Genomic DNA, 15,093 nt, shown 5'->3' with positions numbered 1-15,093 from the left:
CTGCGTGCCGGCCGCCCCGGGGAGGACCGGTCGGCAGAGAGGTACAGACCGGCGCCCGCATTGGTCGAGTCTCCACGGTTGCGGAACTCGACGAAGACGGCCGGCCCCCGGCCGTGCGACCCGGAGACTCCTCGCAGGTGGTGCGGGCGAGCCGCGCGGACACCTTCGGAGCTCGCGGACCACCGGCTGAGTCTCGGAGCCAGAACCGGCCCACCCGACCTGACCTGCTCGACTGCACGACGTGGAAAGCCCCGGGCCGCTCGCGGCTCGGGGCTTTCCACGCGTTCGCAGGCTGCTGGCCCGCACACGATCCGGAGCCCCCTGTCGGATTCGAACCGACGACCTTCGCTTTACAAGAGCGGTGCTCTGGCCAGCTGAGCTAAGGAGGCACGGTGACCGTCCGCGGCGGACCACGGCGGCACCGGGTGGCAGTCTACCGGGACGGGGTGGCGCGTTGTCTGCATATCGCCGACGCCGCCCGGGCGGGGTGGGGGCGTGACCGAACCGATGCGGAAATCGGGGGCGGGAGGGGGCTGACAAGGGGCGGAGCGGGAGGTAGCGTCGCGGGGAGCTGGTTCACGGAGTGGTTCAGACCACCGGGGCCGGCGGAGCAGACATCCACCTTTACTCGGATCGTCCGGCACGTTCCTGCCGGTGAAGGAGAACACAGCCATGGCTTCTGTCACGTTCGACAAGGCGACCCGCCTCTACCCGGGCGGCACCAAGCCCGCCGTGGACGCCCTTGAGCTGCACGTCGAGGACGGCGAGTTCCTCGTCCTCGTCGGCCCCTCGGGCTGCGGCAAGTCGACCAGCCTCCGCATGCTGGCCGGCCTGGAGGACGTCAACGGTGGCGCCATCCGCATCGGTGACCGCGACGTCACGCACCTTCCGCCGAAGGACCGCGACATCGCGATGGTGTTCCAGAACTACGCGCTGTACCCGCACATGACCGTCGCGGACAACATGGGCTTCGCCCTGAAGATCGCCGGCGTCAACAAGGCCGAGATCCGCAGCAAGGTCGAGGAGGCCGCGAAGATCCTCGACCTGACCGACTACCTCGACCGCAAGCCGAAGGCGCTCTCCGGCGGTCAGCGCCAGCGTGTCGCGATGGGCCGCGCGATCGTCCGCGAGCCGCAGGTCTTCCTCATGGACGAGCCGCTGTCGAACCTGGACGCCAAGCTCCGTGTCTCGACCCGTACGCAGATCGCGAGCCTGCAGCGCCGCCTGGGCATCACCACCGTGTACGTGACCCACGACCAGGTCGAAGCCCTCACCATGGGTGACCGCGTCGCGGTCCTCAAGGACGGTCTGCTGCAGCAGGTCGACAGCCCGCGCACCATGTACGACCGCCCGGCGAACCTGTTCGTGGCCGGCTTCATCGGCTCCCCGGCGATGAACCTCGTCGAGGTTCCGCTGGTCGACGGCGGCGTGAAGTTCGGCGGCTCGATCATCAACATCTCCCGCGAGGAGCTGGCCGGCGCCGGCACCGACAAGACCGTCACCGTCGGCATCCGCCCGGAGCACTTCGAGATCGTCCCGTCCGGCGGCATCGAGGGCGTCGCGGTCACCGTGAACGTGGTCGAGGAGCTCGGCGCCGACGGCTTCGTCTACGGCACCACCAAGATCGGTGGCGACGACAAGGACATCGTCGTCCGCGTGCACGGCCGTCAGATCCCGGAACGCGGCGAGACCATCCACGTCGTGCCGATCGGTCACGAGACCCACGTCTTCTCGAGCAGCACGGGTGCCCGCCTGAGCGCCTGACGCTCCGGGGCCCCGGCCCCGCGGTACCAGAACTGACATGCGGGTGAGCCCTGTCGGACGGCGGTCCGGCAGGGCTCGGTCGCGCCCGGACCGTCCCCGGCCCGCTCGGCGCCGCGGCGCGCCCGGCGGGCCGCCCGCGCCGGCCTCGTCAACACGGTGACGGGACGAATCGGGACACGGATCACTCGTTGGGGTAACGGAATGCGATACCGGGCATACCCAGCGCTACGCTCCTGAGCGTGAATCAGCTTGTGCGCCGCATCGGCCAGACCGTAGCCCTCACTCTGCCCGTGATCCTGGTGACCACCGGCACCCTCGCCGTGACCCGGGTGCCCTGGGCCCCACCGACCTCGCTCGACCAGCAGGTCGTCGCGGCGTCCAGCAACGACGGGGCCGGCATCGGGCGCGCCCCGACCGGCCAGACCAACGCCCAGGGCCTCGCCCCGCAGGACGCCCTGCGCACCGACCTGCTCGACGAGCTGCGCGCCAACAACCCGGGCACCGCGCTGGACCTGCTGGAGCGGACGATGCGCGAGAAGCCCGCCCTCACCCCGTACTGCAGCACGCTCGCCGCCGACCTGGGCAAGGCCGCGGTGCGCAAGTACCAGGGCGACGTGCAGCGGGCCCGCTCCTTCGCCCGCCCGGTCTGCGACGGCTCCTTCGCCTCGGGGGCCACGGCCGGCTGACGAACGCCGGACGAACGGCCGGGCGACACCGCGGACCCGCCCGGCGGCCGCGGTGGAACCCGACCGCGGACGGCCCGGGCCGATGCGGACCCGGTGCCGGGGTGCTCGTACCGGCCCCGCCGGGCCCGGCCCTATTGTTCTCGGCATGACCGCTGACTCAGCTTCCTTCGTAGCTCCCGTCGTCACCCAGGCGGTGATCCTGGCCGGCGGTCAGGGCTCCCGGCTGCGCCCGTACACCGACGACCGTCCCAAGCCGCTGGTGGAGATCCCCGGTACCGGAACGCCGATCGTCGGCCACCAGCTGGCCTGGCTGGCGGCGGAGGGCGTCACCGACGTGGTGATCTCGTGCGGCCATCTGGCCGAGGTGCTGCAGGAGTGGCTCGACAAGGCCGACCTGCCGCTGAACGTCAGCACCGTGGTCGAGAGCGAGCCGCTCGGACGCGGCGGCGGGCTCAAGTACGCGGCCCGGGCCCTCCCCCGCCCGGACGAGCCCTGGTACGCCACCAACGGCGACATCTGGACCCGCTTCAGCCTGCGCGACATGGCCTCCTTCCACCACGAGCGGGACGCCGTCGCGACCCTCGCCCTGGCCCGGCCGCGGATCCCGTGGGGCGCGGTGGAGACCGACCAGTTCGGCAACGTGCTCGACTTCATCGAGGCGCCGCCCTCGCCGTTCCTCATCAACGCGGGCCTGTACGTCTTCAGCCCCGAGTTCGCGGCGCTGCTGCCCGATGTCGGCGACCACGAGCGCACCACCTTCCCGCAGCTGGCGCGTGGCAAGCGGCTGGCCGGCTACCAGCTGCCGCAGGGCGTGTACTGGCGGGCGATCGACACCGCCAAGGACCTCACGGAGGCGGCCAAGGAGCTGGCCTCCGGCGCCGGCCTGAACCCGGTGGCGCCCCGGAGTACGCCGGTCTCCCCCGAGTAGCACCGCGGCCGGCCCGGACGGCCCCGGCGGCCAGCAGCCCTGCGGACCCGCGTCGCGGCGAGCACCCCGGCCGTCGCCCCCGTACGGCCGCCACAGTCCCCGAGCGGGCCCGGACGACCCGACGCGCCCCCGGACGCCGAAGGTGGCCTCGGACGGCCTGCTGCGGGCCGTGTACGGCTCTGTGCGGCCGTGTGCGCCCCCGGGGCGGAACGAGCCGGCCGGGACACTCCCCACGGAGTGTCCCGGCCGGCTCGTTTGCTTGCCCGCCGCCCCGAGGGTGGTGTGCATCCTCGGGGCGGGCGTCGGATCAGGTGGAGACCACCGTGCCGGGGTGCGCCCGGCCGCCCTGCTGGGCCCCGAGGGTCGGCAGCTCGGCCAGCGGCGCGCTGCCCAGTACGCCGCCGAGCAGGCCGGACCCGGCGCTGCTCTGGCTCGGCCTGGGCGCCGTGCCGCCGGGGGCGGCGGTACGGCCGCTGGACGTGGTGCCGGCGGCGGGGGCGTTCGGCGTCCCGGCCGAGGGGGCCGCGTCGGTCTTGCCCGACCGGGGCTTGGCGCTCGGGCTCGCCTTCGGCGAGGCGGGGGCGGAGGCCGAGGGCGTCGCGGTCGGGGTGGGCGGGTGCGAGACGGTGGGCGAGGGCTTGCCGGTCGGCGTCGCCGCCGGGCTGGGCGCCGTCGAGGCGGTGCCGGGCCACAGCGGGGTGCCGTAGTCGCTGCCGGGCGCGGCCGGGCCGGGGGCCGGGCGGCCGCCGGTGCGCACGGCGGCGCCGAGCATCGAGCCGAGCAGCAGCGTCAGCCCGACCACCAGGGAGGTGACCACCGCGCCGCGCCGCAGGACCCGCCGGCGCAGGGCGCCGGGCGCGCCGGCGCCGTACCGCCGCCAGGCCTCCAGGGCGAGCCGCCCGTCCAGCGAGCCGAACGGCGCGCCGGCGATCAGCAGCGGGCTCCAGGCAGCCAGGAAGATCAGGTCGGGGGTGTCGTAGACCGGCACCGACCGCCAGCTCACCGTGAACAGCAGCGCGGCGGAGAGCACCATCGCGGCGCCGGCCGCGAACCGCTGCCAGAGGCCGAGGATGGAGAGTACGCCGACCACGATCTCGGTGAAGGCCACGCCGAGCCCGGCCCCCACCGGGTGGGCCATCGCGAAGGCCAGCAGCGGCTCGGCCACCCGCCAGGGGTGCAGCGAGGCGAGCCAGCGCATCATCGAGCCGCGGTCGCCGCCGTCGAAGTACACCGGGTTGCAGAGCTTGCTGAAGCCCGCGTAGACGGAGAGCGAGCCGAGCAGCACCCGCAGCGGGAGCAGCACGAGGCCGAGGTCGACACGGCGGCCCGGGTACCAGGCGTGCCTGGAGTCGCCCGCCGCGGTGGCGGAGACCTCCGGCAGTTCGCCGGCCGGTGCCCAGGGCCTGGGCGCGGGTCCGTTGCCGGAGCCGGGGCCGGACGGCGAGCCCGGCTGGCGCGGCACGGTCGAGGATCCGCCGTAGGGCGGGATCAGCCGGGTGTCGTCGTCCGCCCGGGCGCCCTGGCCGCGCGCGCCGGCGGGGGCGGGCACGGTGCTGAGGCGGACGGCCTCCAGCAGCCTGGTGGCGGCCATGTCGCCGGGGGCGGCCTGGCCGGTCCAGGTGACGGCGGTGACCCGGCCCTTGCGGCGGGGCGCGCCGACGGCCGCACCCGCGAGCAGCGGGACCTCGGCCGTGTCGACCACCACCTGCGGGGTGACCATCGGGCGCCGGATGAAGCCCTGGGAGGCGTACGGGTCGCCGAAGGCCGCGCCGTAGGCCAGCAGGTCGCTGGGCGCGTCGATCAGCGGCGCCACGGGGGCGCCTAGTCTGAGCCGGAAGCTCGCCTGGGTGCTGCTCAGCCGGGCGGGGTCGGACGGCACCTTGACCGTGTTGAGACCGGGGCCGGAATCTATCCCCGCCGTGCCGCCCTGCCCGGGGAACCGAGGTGTTCTGGTGTCCACACCCGTCTAACCGGGTGACGGGCGGTTAGGACACTCTCCCGGGTGGATTCTTGGCGGCCACTTGAAGTGATCATGAGAAAAGCGATCGGGCCCGGTCAGGCCCGATCGCTTTCACCCAAAACCGTGCAGGTCAGGAGGTCCTGGCACGCAGCCGGGCGGCCTCGTACAGGACGATGCCCGCCGCGACACCGGCGTTCAGCGACTCGGTGGCACCCGGCATCGGGATCCGCACCCGGATGTCGCAGGTCTCCGAGACCAGCCGGGACAGGCCCTTGCCCTCGCTGCCCGCGACGATCACGACCGGGCCGGTCAGCGCCTCCAGCTCGCCGACCTCGGCCTCGCCGTCGGCGGCCAGGCCGACCACCAGACAGCCGGCCTTCTGGTACGCCTCCAGCGCGCGGGTGAGGTTGGTGGCGCGCGCCACCTGCAGGCGCGCCGCCGCACCCGAGGAGGTCTTCCAGGCACCCGCCGTCATACCGGCCGCCCGGCGCTCGGGGATGACCACGCCGTGCGCGCCGAAGGCGGCGGCGGAGCGGACCACGGCGCCCAGGTTGCGGGAGTCGGTCACGCCGTCCAGCGCCATGATCAGCGCGTCCTGCGCGAGGTCGGCGGCGACGCCCAGCAGGTCCTCGGGGTGCGCGTACTCGTACGGCGGGACCTGGAGCACCAGGCCCTGGTGGTTCAGGCCGCCGGTCATCTGGTCCAGCTGCGGGCGCGGGGCCTCCATCAGCGGGATGCCGCGGTCGTTCGCGGCCTGGAAGGCCTCGCGCACGCGGTCGTCGGTGTCGATGAACTGCATCACGTAGAGCGCCGTGGCGGGCACCCCGCCCTGCAGCGCCTCGACCACGGAGTTGCGGCCCACCACCAGCTCGGCGGCACCGGCGCCGCCGCGGCCGCCGCGACCGCCGCCGCCGCTGCGGCGCATGCCGGCCCGCGACTTGGCGTCCATCTCGCGCTTGACGGCCGCGTTGGCCTGGCGCTGCTTGACGTGACCCTTGCGGGCGGAGGCGGGCGGCGTCGGGCCCTTGCCCTGCAGCGCCTTCCGGCTGTGGCCGCCGGTCCCGACACTCGCGCCCTTCTTGGATCCGGGGTTGCGGCGGTTCCTGCGTGCACTGTTGCCGGCCATGGCTGTCATTCCTGTCTGTCTCGCACGCCCGACGGCGACTCCGTCCGCGACCTGCTCTGCGTCATGTGGATGGGCCGCACCGATCCGGTACGGCCCACCCTCACCCCTTCAGCGCGAGGGGTTACTGGTTGTTGATCGTCCAGCGCGGGCCGGACGGGGTGTCCTCGATCGCCAGTCCGGCGAGGCCGAGCTGGTCACGGATGGCGTCCGCGGTGGCGAAGTCCTTACGGCCCCGGGCCGCCTGCCGCTGGTCCAGGACCAGCCGGACGAGCGAGTCGACCACACCGTGGAGGTCCTCGCCGCGGTCCGCGCCGGTCCACTGCGGGTCCAACGGGTCGAGGCCCAGAACACCGAGCATCGCACGGACCTCGGCCAAACGTGCTACCGCGCTCTCCTTGTCGTCCGCCGTCAGCGCGCTGTTCCCCTGCCGGACGGCGGTGTGCACGATGGCCAGCGCCTGCGGGACGCCCAGGTCGTCGTCCATCGCCTCGGCGAAGGCGGGCGGCACCTCGGGGGCCGCATCGACCACGCCGCAGCGCTCCACCACACGCTGGACGAAGCCCTCGATCCGGCCGAAGCCGGCCTCGGCCTCGCGCAGCGACTCCTCGCTGTACTCGATCATCGACCGGTAGTGCGGGGCGCCCAGGTAGTAGCGGAGCACGATCGGACGCCAGCGCTGGACCATCTCGGAGACCAGCACCGAGTTGCCCAGCGACTTGCTCATCTTCTCGCCGCTCATGGTGACCCAGGCGTTGTGCACCCAGAAGTTCGCGAAGTCGTCGCCGTAGGCCTTCGACTGGGCGATCTCGTTCTCGTGGTGCGGGAAGATCAGGTCGAGCCCGCCGCCGTGGATGTCGAAGGCGCTGCCCAGGTACTTGTGCGCCATCGCGGAGCACTCCAGGTGCCAGCCGGGACGGCCGTTGCCCCACGGGGTGCTCCAGCTCGGCTCGCCCGGCTTGGCGGTCTTCCACATCGCGAAGTCGCGCTTGTCCCGCTTGCCGGTCTCGCCCTCGCCCTCGGGCTGGCGGAGGTTCTCCAGCTTCTGGTTGGAGAGCGAGAGGTAGCCGGGGAAGGACTTGACGTCGAAGTAGACGTTGCCCTCCGCCTCGTAGGCGTGGCCCTTGGCGATCAGGACCTGCATCATCTCGATCATCTCGGGGATGTGCCCGGTGGCCCGCGGCTCCACGGTGGGCGGCAGGCAGCCGAGCACCGAGTAGCCGTCGTTGAAGGCACGCTCGTTGGCATACGCGATCTGCCACCACGGCGTGCCGAGCTCGCGCTCCTTGACGATCACCTTGTCGTCGATGTCGGTGACGTTGCGGGCGAACGTGACCTGGTAGCCGCGGTAGGCGAACCAGCGCTGCATGATGTCGAAGTTCAGGCCGGACCGGATGTGCCCGATGTGCGGGGGCGCCTGGACGGTGGCGCCACACAGGTAGATCGAGACACAACCCGGTACAAGCGGGACGAAGTCGCGTACCTGGCGGGCGTCGGTGTCGTACAGGCGAATACTCACAGCGTCAAGCGTAGTGGGCACAGGGGGGTGCCCCGCGACATTCTTGAATGTCAATGCTGCCGCGGGGTCGTTACGCACATGTGGCCAGTCGGAGGGCGGCCCTCCGGTCAGAGGTTCCCGACCACCTTGCGGGGCGTCAGCCGGACCACGACGCGCACGGCGTCGGGGGTGTCGTACGCGTACGTCTCCTTGCCGCGGTACTTGAGCTCGAGCTCGTCGATCAGCTCCCGGCCGCCCTCGTGGCTGAAGGTGACCTCACCACGGACCTCCACGTAGGAGTACGGGTCGTCGGTCGGGTAGATCACCAGGGAGATCCGCGGGTCCTTCAGCAGGTTCAGATGCTTGCGGCGGCCTTCGACCGTGGAGAACAGCAGGTCGTCGCCGTCCCGCTTGATCCAGACCACGGACGCCTGCGGGCTGCCGTCCGGCTGCACCGTGGCGATCACGGCGAACGCCTTGCCGTCGATCACTGCCTTCGCGCGGTCGGAGAGTTGCGCTGCCATGGAGCCTCTTCTCGTTCACCCGACGGTCGGGCCGAAGGTCGGCGACACCGGCCGGGTGTGCCGGTGCGTCGACCTCCGCCTTGGTCATCAGCGCTGAACACACCTCACCGATCCCTCATTCCCGGACGGTTCACCCCGCGGGGAGATTCACTCCGACGGGTGTCCGGGCACCTGGTAGACCAGCGCGGTGGCGATCGCCGCCAGCCCCTCCGCCCGGCCGGTCAGGCCGAGGCCGTCGGTGGTGGTACCGGAGACCGAGACCGGCGCGCCGACCGCCGCCGAGAGCGCCTCCTGGGCCTCCGCGCGGCGCTTGCCGATCTTCGGGCGGACGCCGATCACCTGCACCGAGACGTTCCCGATCTCGAAGCCGGCCTCCCGGACCAGCCGGGCCGCCTCGCCCAGCAGCTTCACCCCGGACGCGCCGGACCACTCGGGTCGGTCGGTGCCGAAATGCGCGCCCAGGTCGCCGATGCCCGCGGCCGAGAAGAGCGCGTCGCAGGCGGCATGCGCGGCGACGTCCGCGTCGGAGTGCCCGGCCAGGCCGAACTCGGCGCCCGGCCAGTCCAGGCCGGCCACCCGCAGCGGCCGGCCCGCCTCGAAGGCGTGCACGTCGGTGCCGATGCCGACCCGGGGGATCGGCGGGAGCTGGACGGTGTGCGGCTCAGAAGCCATCGGAGGCCCTCCGTCGGGCGAGTACCGCCTCGGCGAGCACGAGGTCCAGCGGGCGGGTCACCTTGAAGGCCTCCTCGTGGCCCGGCACCACGACCACCCGGCCGCCGTAGCGCTCGACCAGGCCCGCGTCGTCGGTGACCGGCGGCAGCCCGCCGTCGGCCTCCTCGGCCAACGCCTTGGCGTGCACCTGCGACAGCACCTCGCGGCGGAAGCCCTGCGGGGTCTGCACGGCGCGCAGCGTGGAGCGGTCGGGGGTGTCGAGCACCGGCTCGGGCGCGCCGGCGGCCTGCGGCTCGACCCGCTTGACGGTGTCGGCCAGCGGCACCGCGGGCACCACGGCCTCGGCCCCGGCCCGGACGGCGGCCGCCACCGCGTCCACCACCTCCACCGGGACGAGCGGGCGGGCGGCGTCGTGCACCAGCACGATCCCGACCTCGGCCGGGATGGCCGCGAGCCCGAGCCGCACCGACTCCTGGCGGGTCGCCCCACCGGCCACCACCCGGACGTCCTTGCCCTCCAGGCCGTGGCTGCCGAGCAGGGTCACCACCTCGGCCACCCCCTCGGGCGGTGCCGCGACCACCACCAGGCCGACGGCCCGGCTACGGGCCAGCGCCCGGACGGCGTGGACCAGCAGCGGCACACCACCGAGTTCCCGCAGGGCTTTGGGGGCTCCCGGCCCCAGCCGCTCCCCGCGCCCGGCGGCGGGCACCACTGCTGCTGCGACTGCTGCTGCCGTGTTCAGGTTTCACTCCTTCGGCGAAGTGGGTATGGCCATGGCGTGCACGACGGACGCGACCCCTTCCGGACACGCCTCAGCGCCCGAAGTGCCACTGCACCACATCAGGGAGCGTGTGCACCCTGAGCGGCGCGCCGGCATCGGGCGCTGTGAACGTGGAGCGCGGAACTACGAGGCCAGCACCTCGTCGAGCAGCGTCTCCGCCTTGTCCTCGTTGGTGTTCTCGGCCAGCGCGAGCTCGCTGACCAGAATCTGGCGCGCCTTGGCGAGCATCCGCTTCTCGCCCGCGGACAGCCCGCGCTCGCGCTCGCGACGCCAAAGGTCGCGCACAACCTCGGCGACCTTGATAACGTCGCCCGAAGCAAGCTTTTCGAGGTTCGCCTTGTAGCGGCGGGACCAGTTGGTCGGTTCTTCGGTGTACGGTGCGCGAAGCACCTCGAAGACCCGGTCCAGACCCTCCTGGCCGACCACATCGCGCACACCGACGAACTCTGCGTTCTCGGCGGGCACGCGCAGCGTCAGGTCACCCTGCTGCACCTTCAGCACCAGGTAGGTCTTGTCCACACCTTTGATCTGGCGAATTTCGATGGCCTCGATCAGCGCAGCCCCGTGATGGGGGTAGACCACCGTGTCGCCAACCTTGAACGTCATGTGACAGGACCCCTTCCGTGGCTTTCCAGAATAACACGCTTTTCGGCGCACCCGAAGGGCGTTTTCGCAGGTCAGGGCCGGTCTCGGGGCTTGACAAGCACCCCCATGACGTGCTGCGACCGGTCGTCGACGGAGGCTTCCCGCAGGTCGGAGGCGGTTCCGACGCCGGGCGAAACCTGCTGCAACACTCGCGAAACCATGATTGGATCTTGAGTTTTCGCTCTTTATTCCGCCGTTTCCCGATCGTGATCCGATCTTGGTCGATGACGGCCCGGCAGGCCGGGGCCTGGTTCGTGGGCGGCGAATCCTCCGGCGCGGCGCGCGGGGGCATCCGGGGGCGTGCACGCCACGCCCGCGCTGCCGCAGGTCGACGGGACCTCCGCCGGGCGCGCCCCGCCCCCACCGGCGGCCGCCCCGCCCGCCGCGCGACGGGCGGCCCCGCCGACTCGGCCCGCGACACGGGGCCACCCCATGAGGAGCGGATAACAGCGGTCGGTAACCTGAGCTCTGACCATCCGAAACGTGACCAAGGAGAAGCCGCCGCCGTGAGCCGCAGCCTTCGACGCGGCAGCCTCGCCGCCATCGCCGCCATCGCCATCGCCTCGCTGTCCGCCTGTGCGGCCGGCAACACCGCGGAGACGCTGGAGGTCAAGCCGGACAACACGTCGGTGACCCTCGGTGACAACCTCAGGCTGAACAACATCGTCGTCGTCACCGGGGACGAGACCTCGGGCGAGCACACCGGGCCCGCCAACGTGACGGTCAACATCAGCAACACCGGCGAAGCCCCGGCGAAGCTGGAGTCCATCAACGTCGAGGGTGGCGGGACCGCGACCCTCACCGACCCGAGCGGCGCGCCCCTCAAGGAGCTGATCATCAAGCCCGGCGACGCGGTGCTGCTCGGCGGCCCGGGCCAGCCCACGGCCCGCCTCGCCTCGGCGACCCTGCAGGTCGGCGGGTTCGTGCCGACCACCTTCGCCTTCGAGCAGGCCGGCCAGGTCCAGGCCGAGGCCGCCGTGTACGCGAACTTCGGCTACTACAAGGGCTTCGGCCCGACCGCGGCGCCGGCGGCCTCGGCCTCGCCGTCCGCCTCGCCGTCCGCCTCGCCCGCCGCCACCGCCCCGGCGAGCCCGGCAGCGGCGCCCAGCCCCACCGCCGGCGGCACCGCCGCGGCCGGTGCCAAGCCCACCGGCTCCACCGCCCCCACCGCCTCGGGCAGCCCGCTCGCCGCCGCGCACTGACCCGCCGCGGCCACCCGGCAGCGCGACGGCCCCCGTCCCCCTCCGAGCGAGGGGGCGGGGGCCGTCGTACGGGCGCGGGGCCCCGGCCGTGCGGCGCGTGGTTACGGCTCGAACTTGTAGCCGAGGCCGCGGACGGTCACCAGGTAGCGCGGGGCGCCCGGGTCCGGCTCGATCTTGGCCCGCAGGCGCTTCACGTGGACGTCGAGGGTCTTGGTGTCACCGACGTAGTCGGCGCCCCAGACCCGGTCGATCAGCTGCATCCGGGTCAGCACCCGGCCGGCGTTGCGAAGCAGCATCTCCAGCAGGTCGAACTCCTTGAGCGGCAGGTCGACCTTGGCGCCGTCCACCGTCACCACGTGCCGGTCGACGTCCATCCGGACCGGGCCGGCCTCCAGCGCGCCGGGGCCGCCGCCGTCCGCGCCCGGGCCGCCGTCCTCGCCGCGGCGGCGGAGCACCGCGCGGATCCGGGCGACCAGCTCGCGGGTGGAGTACGGCTTGGTGACGTAGTCGTCCGCCCCTATCTCCAGGCCGACCACCTTGTCGATCTCGCTGTCCTTGGCCGTCACCATGATCACCGGCACGTTGGAGCGCACCCGGAGCTGGCGGCAGACCTCGGTGCCGGGCAGGCCCGGGAGCATCAGGTCGAGCAGGACGAGGTCGGCGCCGTTGCGTTCGAACTGCTCCAGGGCGTCCGGCCCGGTGGCGGCGATGGCCACCTCGAAGCCTTCCTTGCGGAGCATGTACGAGAGGGCGTCGCTGAACGACTCCTCGTCCTCGACCACCAGTACTCGGGTCACTTTCGGGCCTCCGGGGCAAGCTGGGGGGATGTGGATGACAGGGGGTGGGCGGACGGCTCGCCGGTGGGCGGTCCGTCCGTGGGGGCCTGCCCGGCGGGCAGCCGGACGGTGAAGGTGGAGCCCTGGCCCTCGACGCTCCAGACCGAGACGGTGCCGCCGTGCGAGGCGGCCACGTGCTTGACGATGGAGAGGCCGAGGCCGGTACCGCCGGTCTGGCGGGAACGGGCCGGGTCCACCCGGTAGAAGCGCTCGAAGACCCGTTCGCGGTCCTTCTCGGAGATGCCGATGCCCTGGTCGGTCACCGAGATCTCGATCAGTTCCCCGTCCGCCTCGCCGAGCGCGGCCGCGCTGGAGATCCGGCGGGTCGCGATGGCCACCCTGGTCCGCGGCGGGCTGTAGTTGACCGCGTTCTCCACCAGGTTGCCCAGCGCGGCGGCCAGCTGACCGCGGTTGCCGTGCAGGTAGAGCCCGGCGATGCCGCCGGCCGCGATGTGGATCTGCTTCGCGGCGGCCTGCTGGCGGCAGCGGTCGATCGCCTCGGCGATCAGCTCGTCCACCGGGACCGGCTCCGGGTCGACCATCAGCCGGTCGTCCTGGACCCGCGAGAGATCGATGATCTCCTGCACCAGGCTGGCCAGCCTGGTGGCCTCGATCTGCATCCGGCCGGCGAAGCGCTGCACGGCCTCCGGGTCGTCGGAGGCGTCGGCGACCGCCTCGGACAGCAGCGAGAGCGCGCCGACCGGGGTCTTGAGCTCGTGGCTGACGTTGGCGACGAAGTCGCGGCGGACGGCCTCCACCCGGCGGCGCTCGGTGAGGTCCTCGACCAGTACGAGCACCAGGCGCGAGCCGAGCGGCGCGACCCGGACGGAGACCGCCAGCGGGTCGGCAGCACGGGCCACGCCCGGGCGGGGCAGTTCCAGCTCCGCCTGGCGGATCTCCCCGTCGCGGCGGGTCGCCCGGGCCAGCGAGAGCATCTGGTCGACGGCCACCGCGCCGCCTCTGACCAGACCCATCGCGTAGGCGGCGGAGCTGGCCTTGACCACCTCGTCACCGTCCCCGAGCACGATCGCGCACGAGCGCAGCACCGAGAGCACCGTGTCCACGCCGGGAGGCAGCGGGGAGTCCTGGGTGCCGGTGGTGCCGTTCGCGTTCTTGCCGCTGCTGCCGTGCCGGTCGCGGGCCTGTTCGCGTTCGCTCCAACGGAAGGCGATGGCGGCCGTGAGACCGACGCCGAGCCCGGCTATGGCGCAGGCAGCGGCGGCGGCCACATTCACGTCCATGTGGCCAGCGTAAGCGCATCCCGGGGGCCCTCCCCCGGGGTGAGATCAAGGGATCGACCTGACGTTGCCGAGAATTCACCTTCAGGTAGCCGGCGATTCACTGTGCGGCGCGGGCGTCGTCGCCCGGACGGCCCAGTGTGGTGGCACGGCCCGTGTGGGACGGGGCAGCGGCAGCGGACACCCGCCCGCCGCCCCTGGTGCGCGCGTACGATTCGCGCCACCAGCAGCGGCCGTCCCGCCAGTCCCCGGACTGCGGGGCGACCGGTCGGCACCGCCACCGACACAGCTTCTGAGGAGAGAGCATGCGCGACGCGTACCACGAGGAACTCGACTCGATCGGCGACAGCCTGGTCGAGATGGCCCGGCTGGTCGGTTCGGCCATGGGCCGCGCCACCACCGCGCTGCTCGACGCGGACCTGGCGCTCGCCGAGAGCGTGATCGCCGCCGACGAGAAGGTCAACACCCTCCACCACGACCTGGAGAACCGGGCGATCGACCTGCTGGCCCGCCAGCAGCCGGTCGCCACCGATCTGCGGATCGTGGTCACCTCGCTGCGGATGAGCGCCGACCTGGAGCGCTGCGGCGACCTGGCCCGGCACGTCGCCAAGGTCGCCCGGCTGCGCTACCCGGCGTCGGCCGTGCCCAACGACCTGCACCCGATCGTCCTGGAGATGGGCCAGCTCGCCCAGCGCCTGGTGGCCAAGGCCGGCCTGGTCATCGCCACCAAGGACGTCGACGCGGCGCTGGAACTGGAGCGGGACGACGACGCCATCGACGCCCTGCACCGCGAGCTGTTCGCCCACCTGATCGACGACCGCTGGCAGCACGGCATCGAGACCGGCGTGGACGTCACCCTGGTCGGCCGGTACTACGAGCGCTTCGCCGACCACGCCGTCTCGGTGGCCAAGCGGGTCGTCTACCTGGTGACGGGCGAGCACGTCGAGGAGTTCGTCGCCTCGGGCGAGGCCGCAACCTCGGAGTAGGACCGACCGGCCTTCGGATGGGTGAATGAAGGGGCGGCGTCGGGGTGCGTGCATCGCGGCGCCGGAACGGGGGCGCCCCCGGCCGGCGGCCGGGGGCGATGCCGCGGGGGCCGACGGCAACGCGGCGCGGGGCCGGGGAGCGTACGTGCCCCGGCTCCGCGCCGCCCCCACCCTGGGCCCGGGCGCGCTAAACCGAGGACGCCGGGGGTGGAGGAGCACGGCAGACCGGGCCCTCCACCCCCGCGCGCCC

Annotated in this window: 14 protein-coding genes and 1 tRNA gene; 5 read left to right on the top strand and 10 right to left on the bottom strand. The window is 72.9% G+C overall.

The genetic code is table 11. The annotated features are described in order from the left end of the window. Positions 1-315 precede the first annotated feature (315 nt). A tRNA-Thr gene (locus OG689_RS23235) sits at positions 316-389 on the bottom strand. Between the two features lie 283 nt (positions 390-672). Here OG689_RS23235 and OG689_RS23230 point away from each other — a divergent pair. The 3 genes from OG689_RS23230 to OG689_RS23220 all read left to right on the top strand — a co-directional run bounded on the left by OG689_RS23230 (position 673) and on the right by OG689_RS23220 (position 3,378). Continuing rightward, on the top strand, positions 673-1,764 hold the full coding sequence (locus tag OG689_RS23230) for a sn-glycerol-3-phosphate ABC transporter ATP-binding protein UgpC (RefSeq protein WP_266322837.1): 1,092 nt from the start codon (positions 673-675) through the stop codon (positions 1,762-1,764). Positions 1,765-2,003: 239 nt separating this feature from the next. Further along, positions 2,004-2,450, top strand: a complete 447-nt coding sequence (locus OG689_RS23225) for a hypothetical protein (RefSeq protein WP_266322836.1) — start codon at positions 2,004-2,006, stop codon at positions 2,448-2,450. A 145-nt stretch (positions 2,451-2,595) separates the two neighbouring features. Beyond that, a complete protein-coding gene (locus OG689_RS23220; RefSeq protein WP_266322835.1) occupies positions 2,596-3,378 on the top strand; it encodes a nucleotidyltransferase family protein in 783 nt (260 codons plus the stop codon). A 307-nt stretch (positions 3,379-3,685) separates the two neighbouring features. Here the strand turns inward: OG689_RS23220 and OG689_RS23215 are convergent, their stop codons facing one another. The 7 genes from OG689_RS23215 to OG689_RS23185 form a co-directional block, all read right to left on the bottom strand. Beyond that, the gene (locus tag OG689_RS23215; RefSeq protein ID WP_266322834.1) at positions 3,686-5,257 is read right to left on the bottom strand and encodes a DoxX family membrane protein; all 1,572 of its coding nucleotides are present in this window, start codon (positions 5,255-5,257) and stop codon (positions 3,686-3,688) included. 211 nt (positions 5,258-5,468) lie between these two features. Then, the gene (gene rlmB, locus OG689_RS23210) at positions 5,469-6,464 is read right to left on the bottom strand and encodes a 23S rRNA (guanosine(2251)-2'-O)-methyltransferase RlmB (protein ID WP_266322833.1); all 996 of its coding nucleotides are present in this window, start codon (positions 6,462-6,464) and stop codon (positions 5,469-5,471) included. Between the two features lie 121 nt (positions 6,465-6,585). Continuing rightward, positions 6,586-7,980 carry a cysteine--tRNA ligase gene (gene cysS / locus OG689_RS23205; RefSeq protein ID WP_266322832.1) on the bottom strand — a complete coding sequence of 465 codons (1,395 nt, stop codon included), beginning with the start codon at positions 7,978-7,980 and terminating at the stop codon, positions 6,586-6,588. A gap of 107 nt (positions 7,981-8,087) precedes the next feature. Further along, positions 8,088-8,483 carry a PPOX class F420-dependent oxidoreductase gene (locus OG689_RS23200; protein ID WP_266322831.1) on the bottom strand — a complete coding sequence of 132 codons (396 nt, stop codon included), beginning with the start codon at positions 8,481-8,483 and terminating at the stop codon, positions 8,088-8,090. Positions 8,484-8,630: 147 nt separating this feature from the next. Continuing rightward, entirely contained in the window at positions 8,631-9,155 is a 525-nt protein-coding gene (gene ispF, locus OG689_RS23195) for a 2-C-methyl-D-erythritol 2,4-cyclodiphosphate synthase (RefSeq protein WP_266322830.1), read from the bottom strand. Then, positions 9,145-9,897, bottom strand: coding sequence for a 2-C-methyl-D-erythritol 4-phosphate cytidylyltransferase (gene ispD / locus OG689_RS23190; protein ID WP_266327363.1), 753 nt, complete (start codon positions 9,895-9,897; stop codon positions 9,145-9,147). The genes ispF and ispD overlap by 11 nt, the downstream gene beginning before the upstream one ends. 162 nt (positions 9,898-10,059) lie before the next feature. Continuing rightward, complete coding sequence (locus tag OG689_RS23185) at positions 10,060-10,542, bottom strand: CarD family transcriptional regulator (protein WP_030244332.1); 483 nt, start codon at positions 10,540-10,542, stop codon at positions 10,060-10,062. Between the two features lie 545 nt (positions 10,543-11,087). On the opposite strand from OG689_RS23185, the gene OG689_RS23180 reads away from it, so the two are divergent. Then, positions 11,088-11,783, top strand: a complete 696-nt coding sequence (locus tag OG689_RS23180; RefSeq protein ID WP_266322829.1) for a DUF461 domain-containing protein — start codon at positions 11,088-11,090, stop codon at positions 11,781-11,783. Between the two features lie 101 nt (positions 11,784-11,884). Here the strand turns inward: OG689_RS23180 and OG689_RS23175 are convergent, their stop codons facing one another. Beyond that, entirely contained in the window at positions 11,885-12,580 is a 696-nt protein-coding gene (locus OG689_RS23175) for a response regulator transcription factor (RefSeq protein ID WP_073924503.1), read from the bottom strand. After that, positions 12,577-13,860, bottom strand: a complete 1,284-nt coding sequence (locus OG689_RS23170) for an ATP-binding protein (protein ID WP_266322828.1) — start codon at positions 13,858-13,860, stop codon at positions 12,577-12,579. The genes OG689_RS23175 and OG689_RS23170 overlap by 4 nt, the downstream gene beginning before the upstream one ends. 302 nt (positions 13,861-14,162) lie before the next feature. On the opposite strand from OG689_RS23170, the gene phoU reads away from it, so the two are divergent. Next, positions 14,163-14,843, top strand: coding sequence for a phosphate signaling complex protein PhoU (phoU, locus tag OG689_RS23165; RefSeq protein WP_266322827.1), 681 nt, complete (start codon positions 14,163-14,165; stop codon positions 14,841-14,843). The last annotated feature ends 250 nt before the right edge of the window (positions 14,844-15,093 follow it).

The organism is Kitasatospora sp. NBC_00240 (assembly GCF_026342405.1).
GTDB lineage: Bacteria > Actinomycetota > Actinomycetes > Streptomycetales > Streptomycetaceae > Kitasatospora.
Note: the sequence above shows the minus strand (reverse complement) of the source record. Positions and strands in the feature narration are given on the sequence as shown.

Coding starts and splice junctions, on each gene's coding strand:
- OG689_RS23185 (WP_030244332.1), bottom strand. CDS start 10,542: ATGACGTTCAAGGTTGGCGACACGGTGGTCTACCCCCATCACGGGGCT.
- OG689_RS23170 (WP_266322828.1), bottom strand. CDS start 13,860: ATGGACGTGAATGTGGCCGCCGCCGCTGCCTGCGCCATAGCCGGGCTC.
- rlmB (WP_266322833.1), bottom strand. CDS start 6,464: ATGGCCGGCAACAGTGCACGCAGGAACCGCCGCAACCCCGGATCCAAG.
- OG689_RS23230 (WP_266322837.1), top strand. CDS start 673: ATGGCTTCTGTCACGTTCGACAAGGCGACCCGCCTCTACCCGGGCGGC.
- OG689_RS23200 (WP_266322831.1), bottom strand. CDS start 8,483: ATGGCAGCGCAACTCTCCGACCGCGCGAAGGCAGTGATCGACGGCAAG.
- phoU (WP_266322827.1), top strand. CDS start 14,163: ATGCGCGACGCGTACCACGAGGAACTCGACTCGATCGGCGACAGCCTG.
- ispF (WP_266322830.1), bottom strand. CDS start 9,155: ATGGCTTCTGAGCCGCACACCGTCCAGCTCCCGCCGATCCCCCGGGTC.
- OG689_RS23220 (WP_266322835.1), top strand. CDS start 2,596: ATGACCGCTGACTCAGCTTCCTTCGTAGCTCCCGTCGTCACCCAGGCG.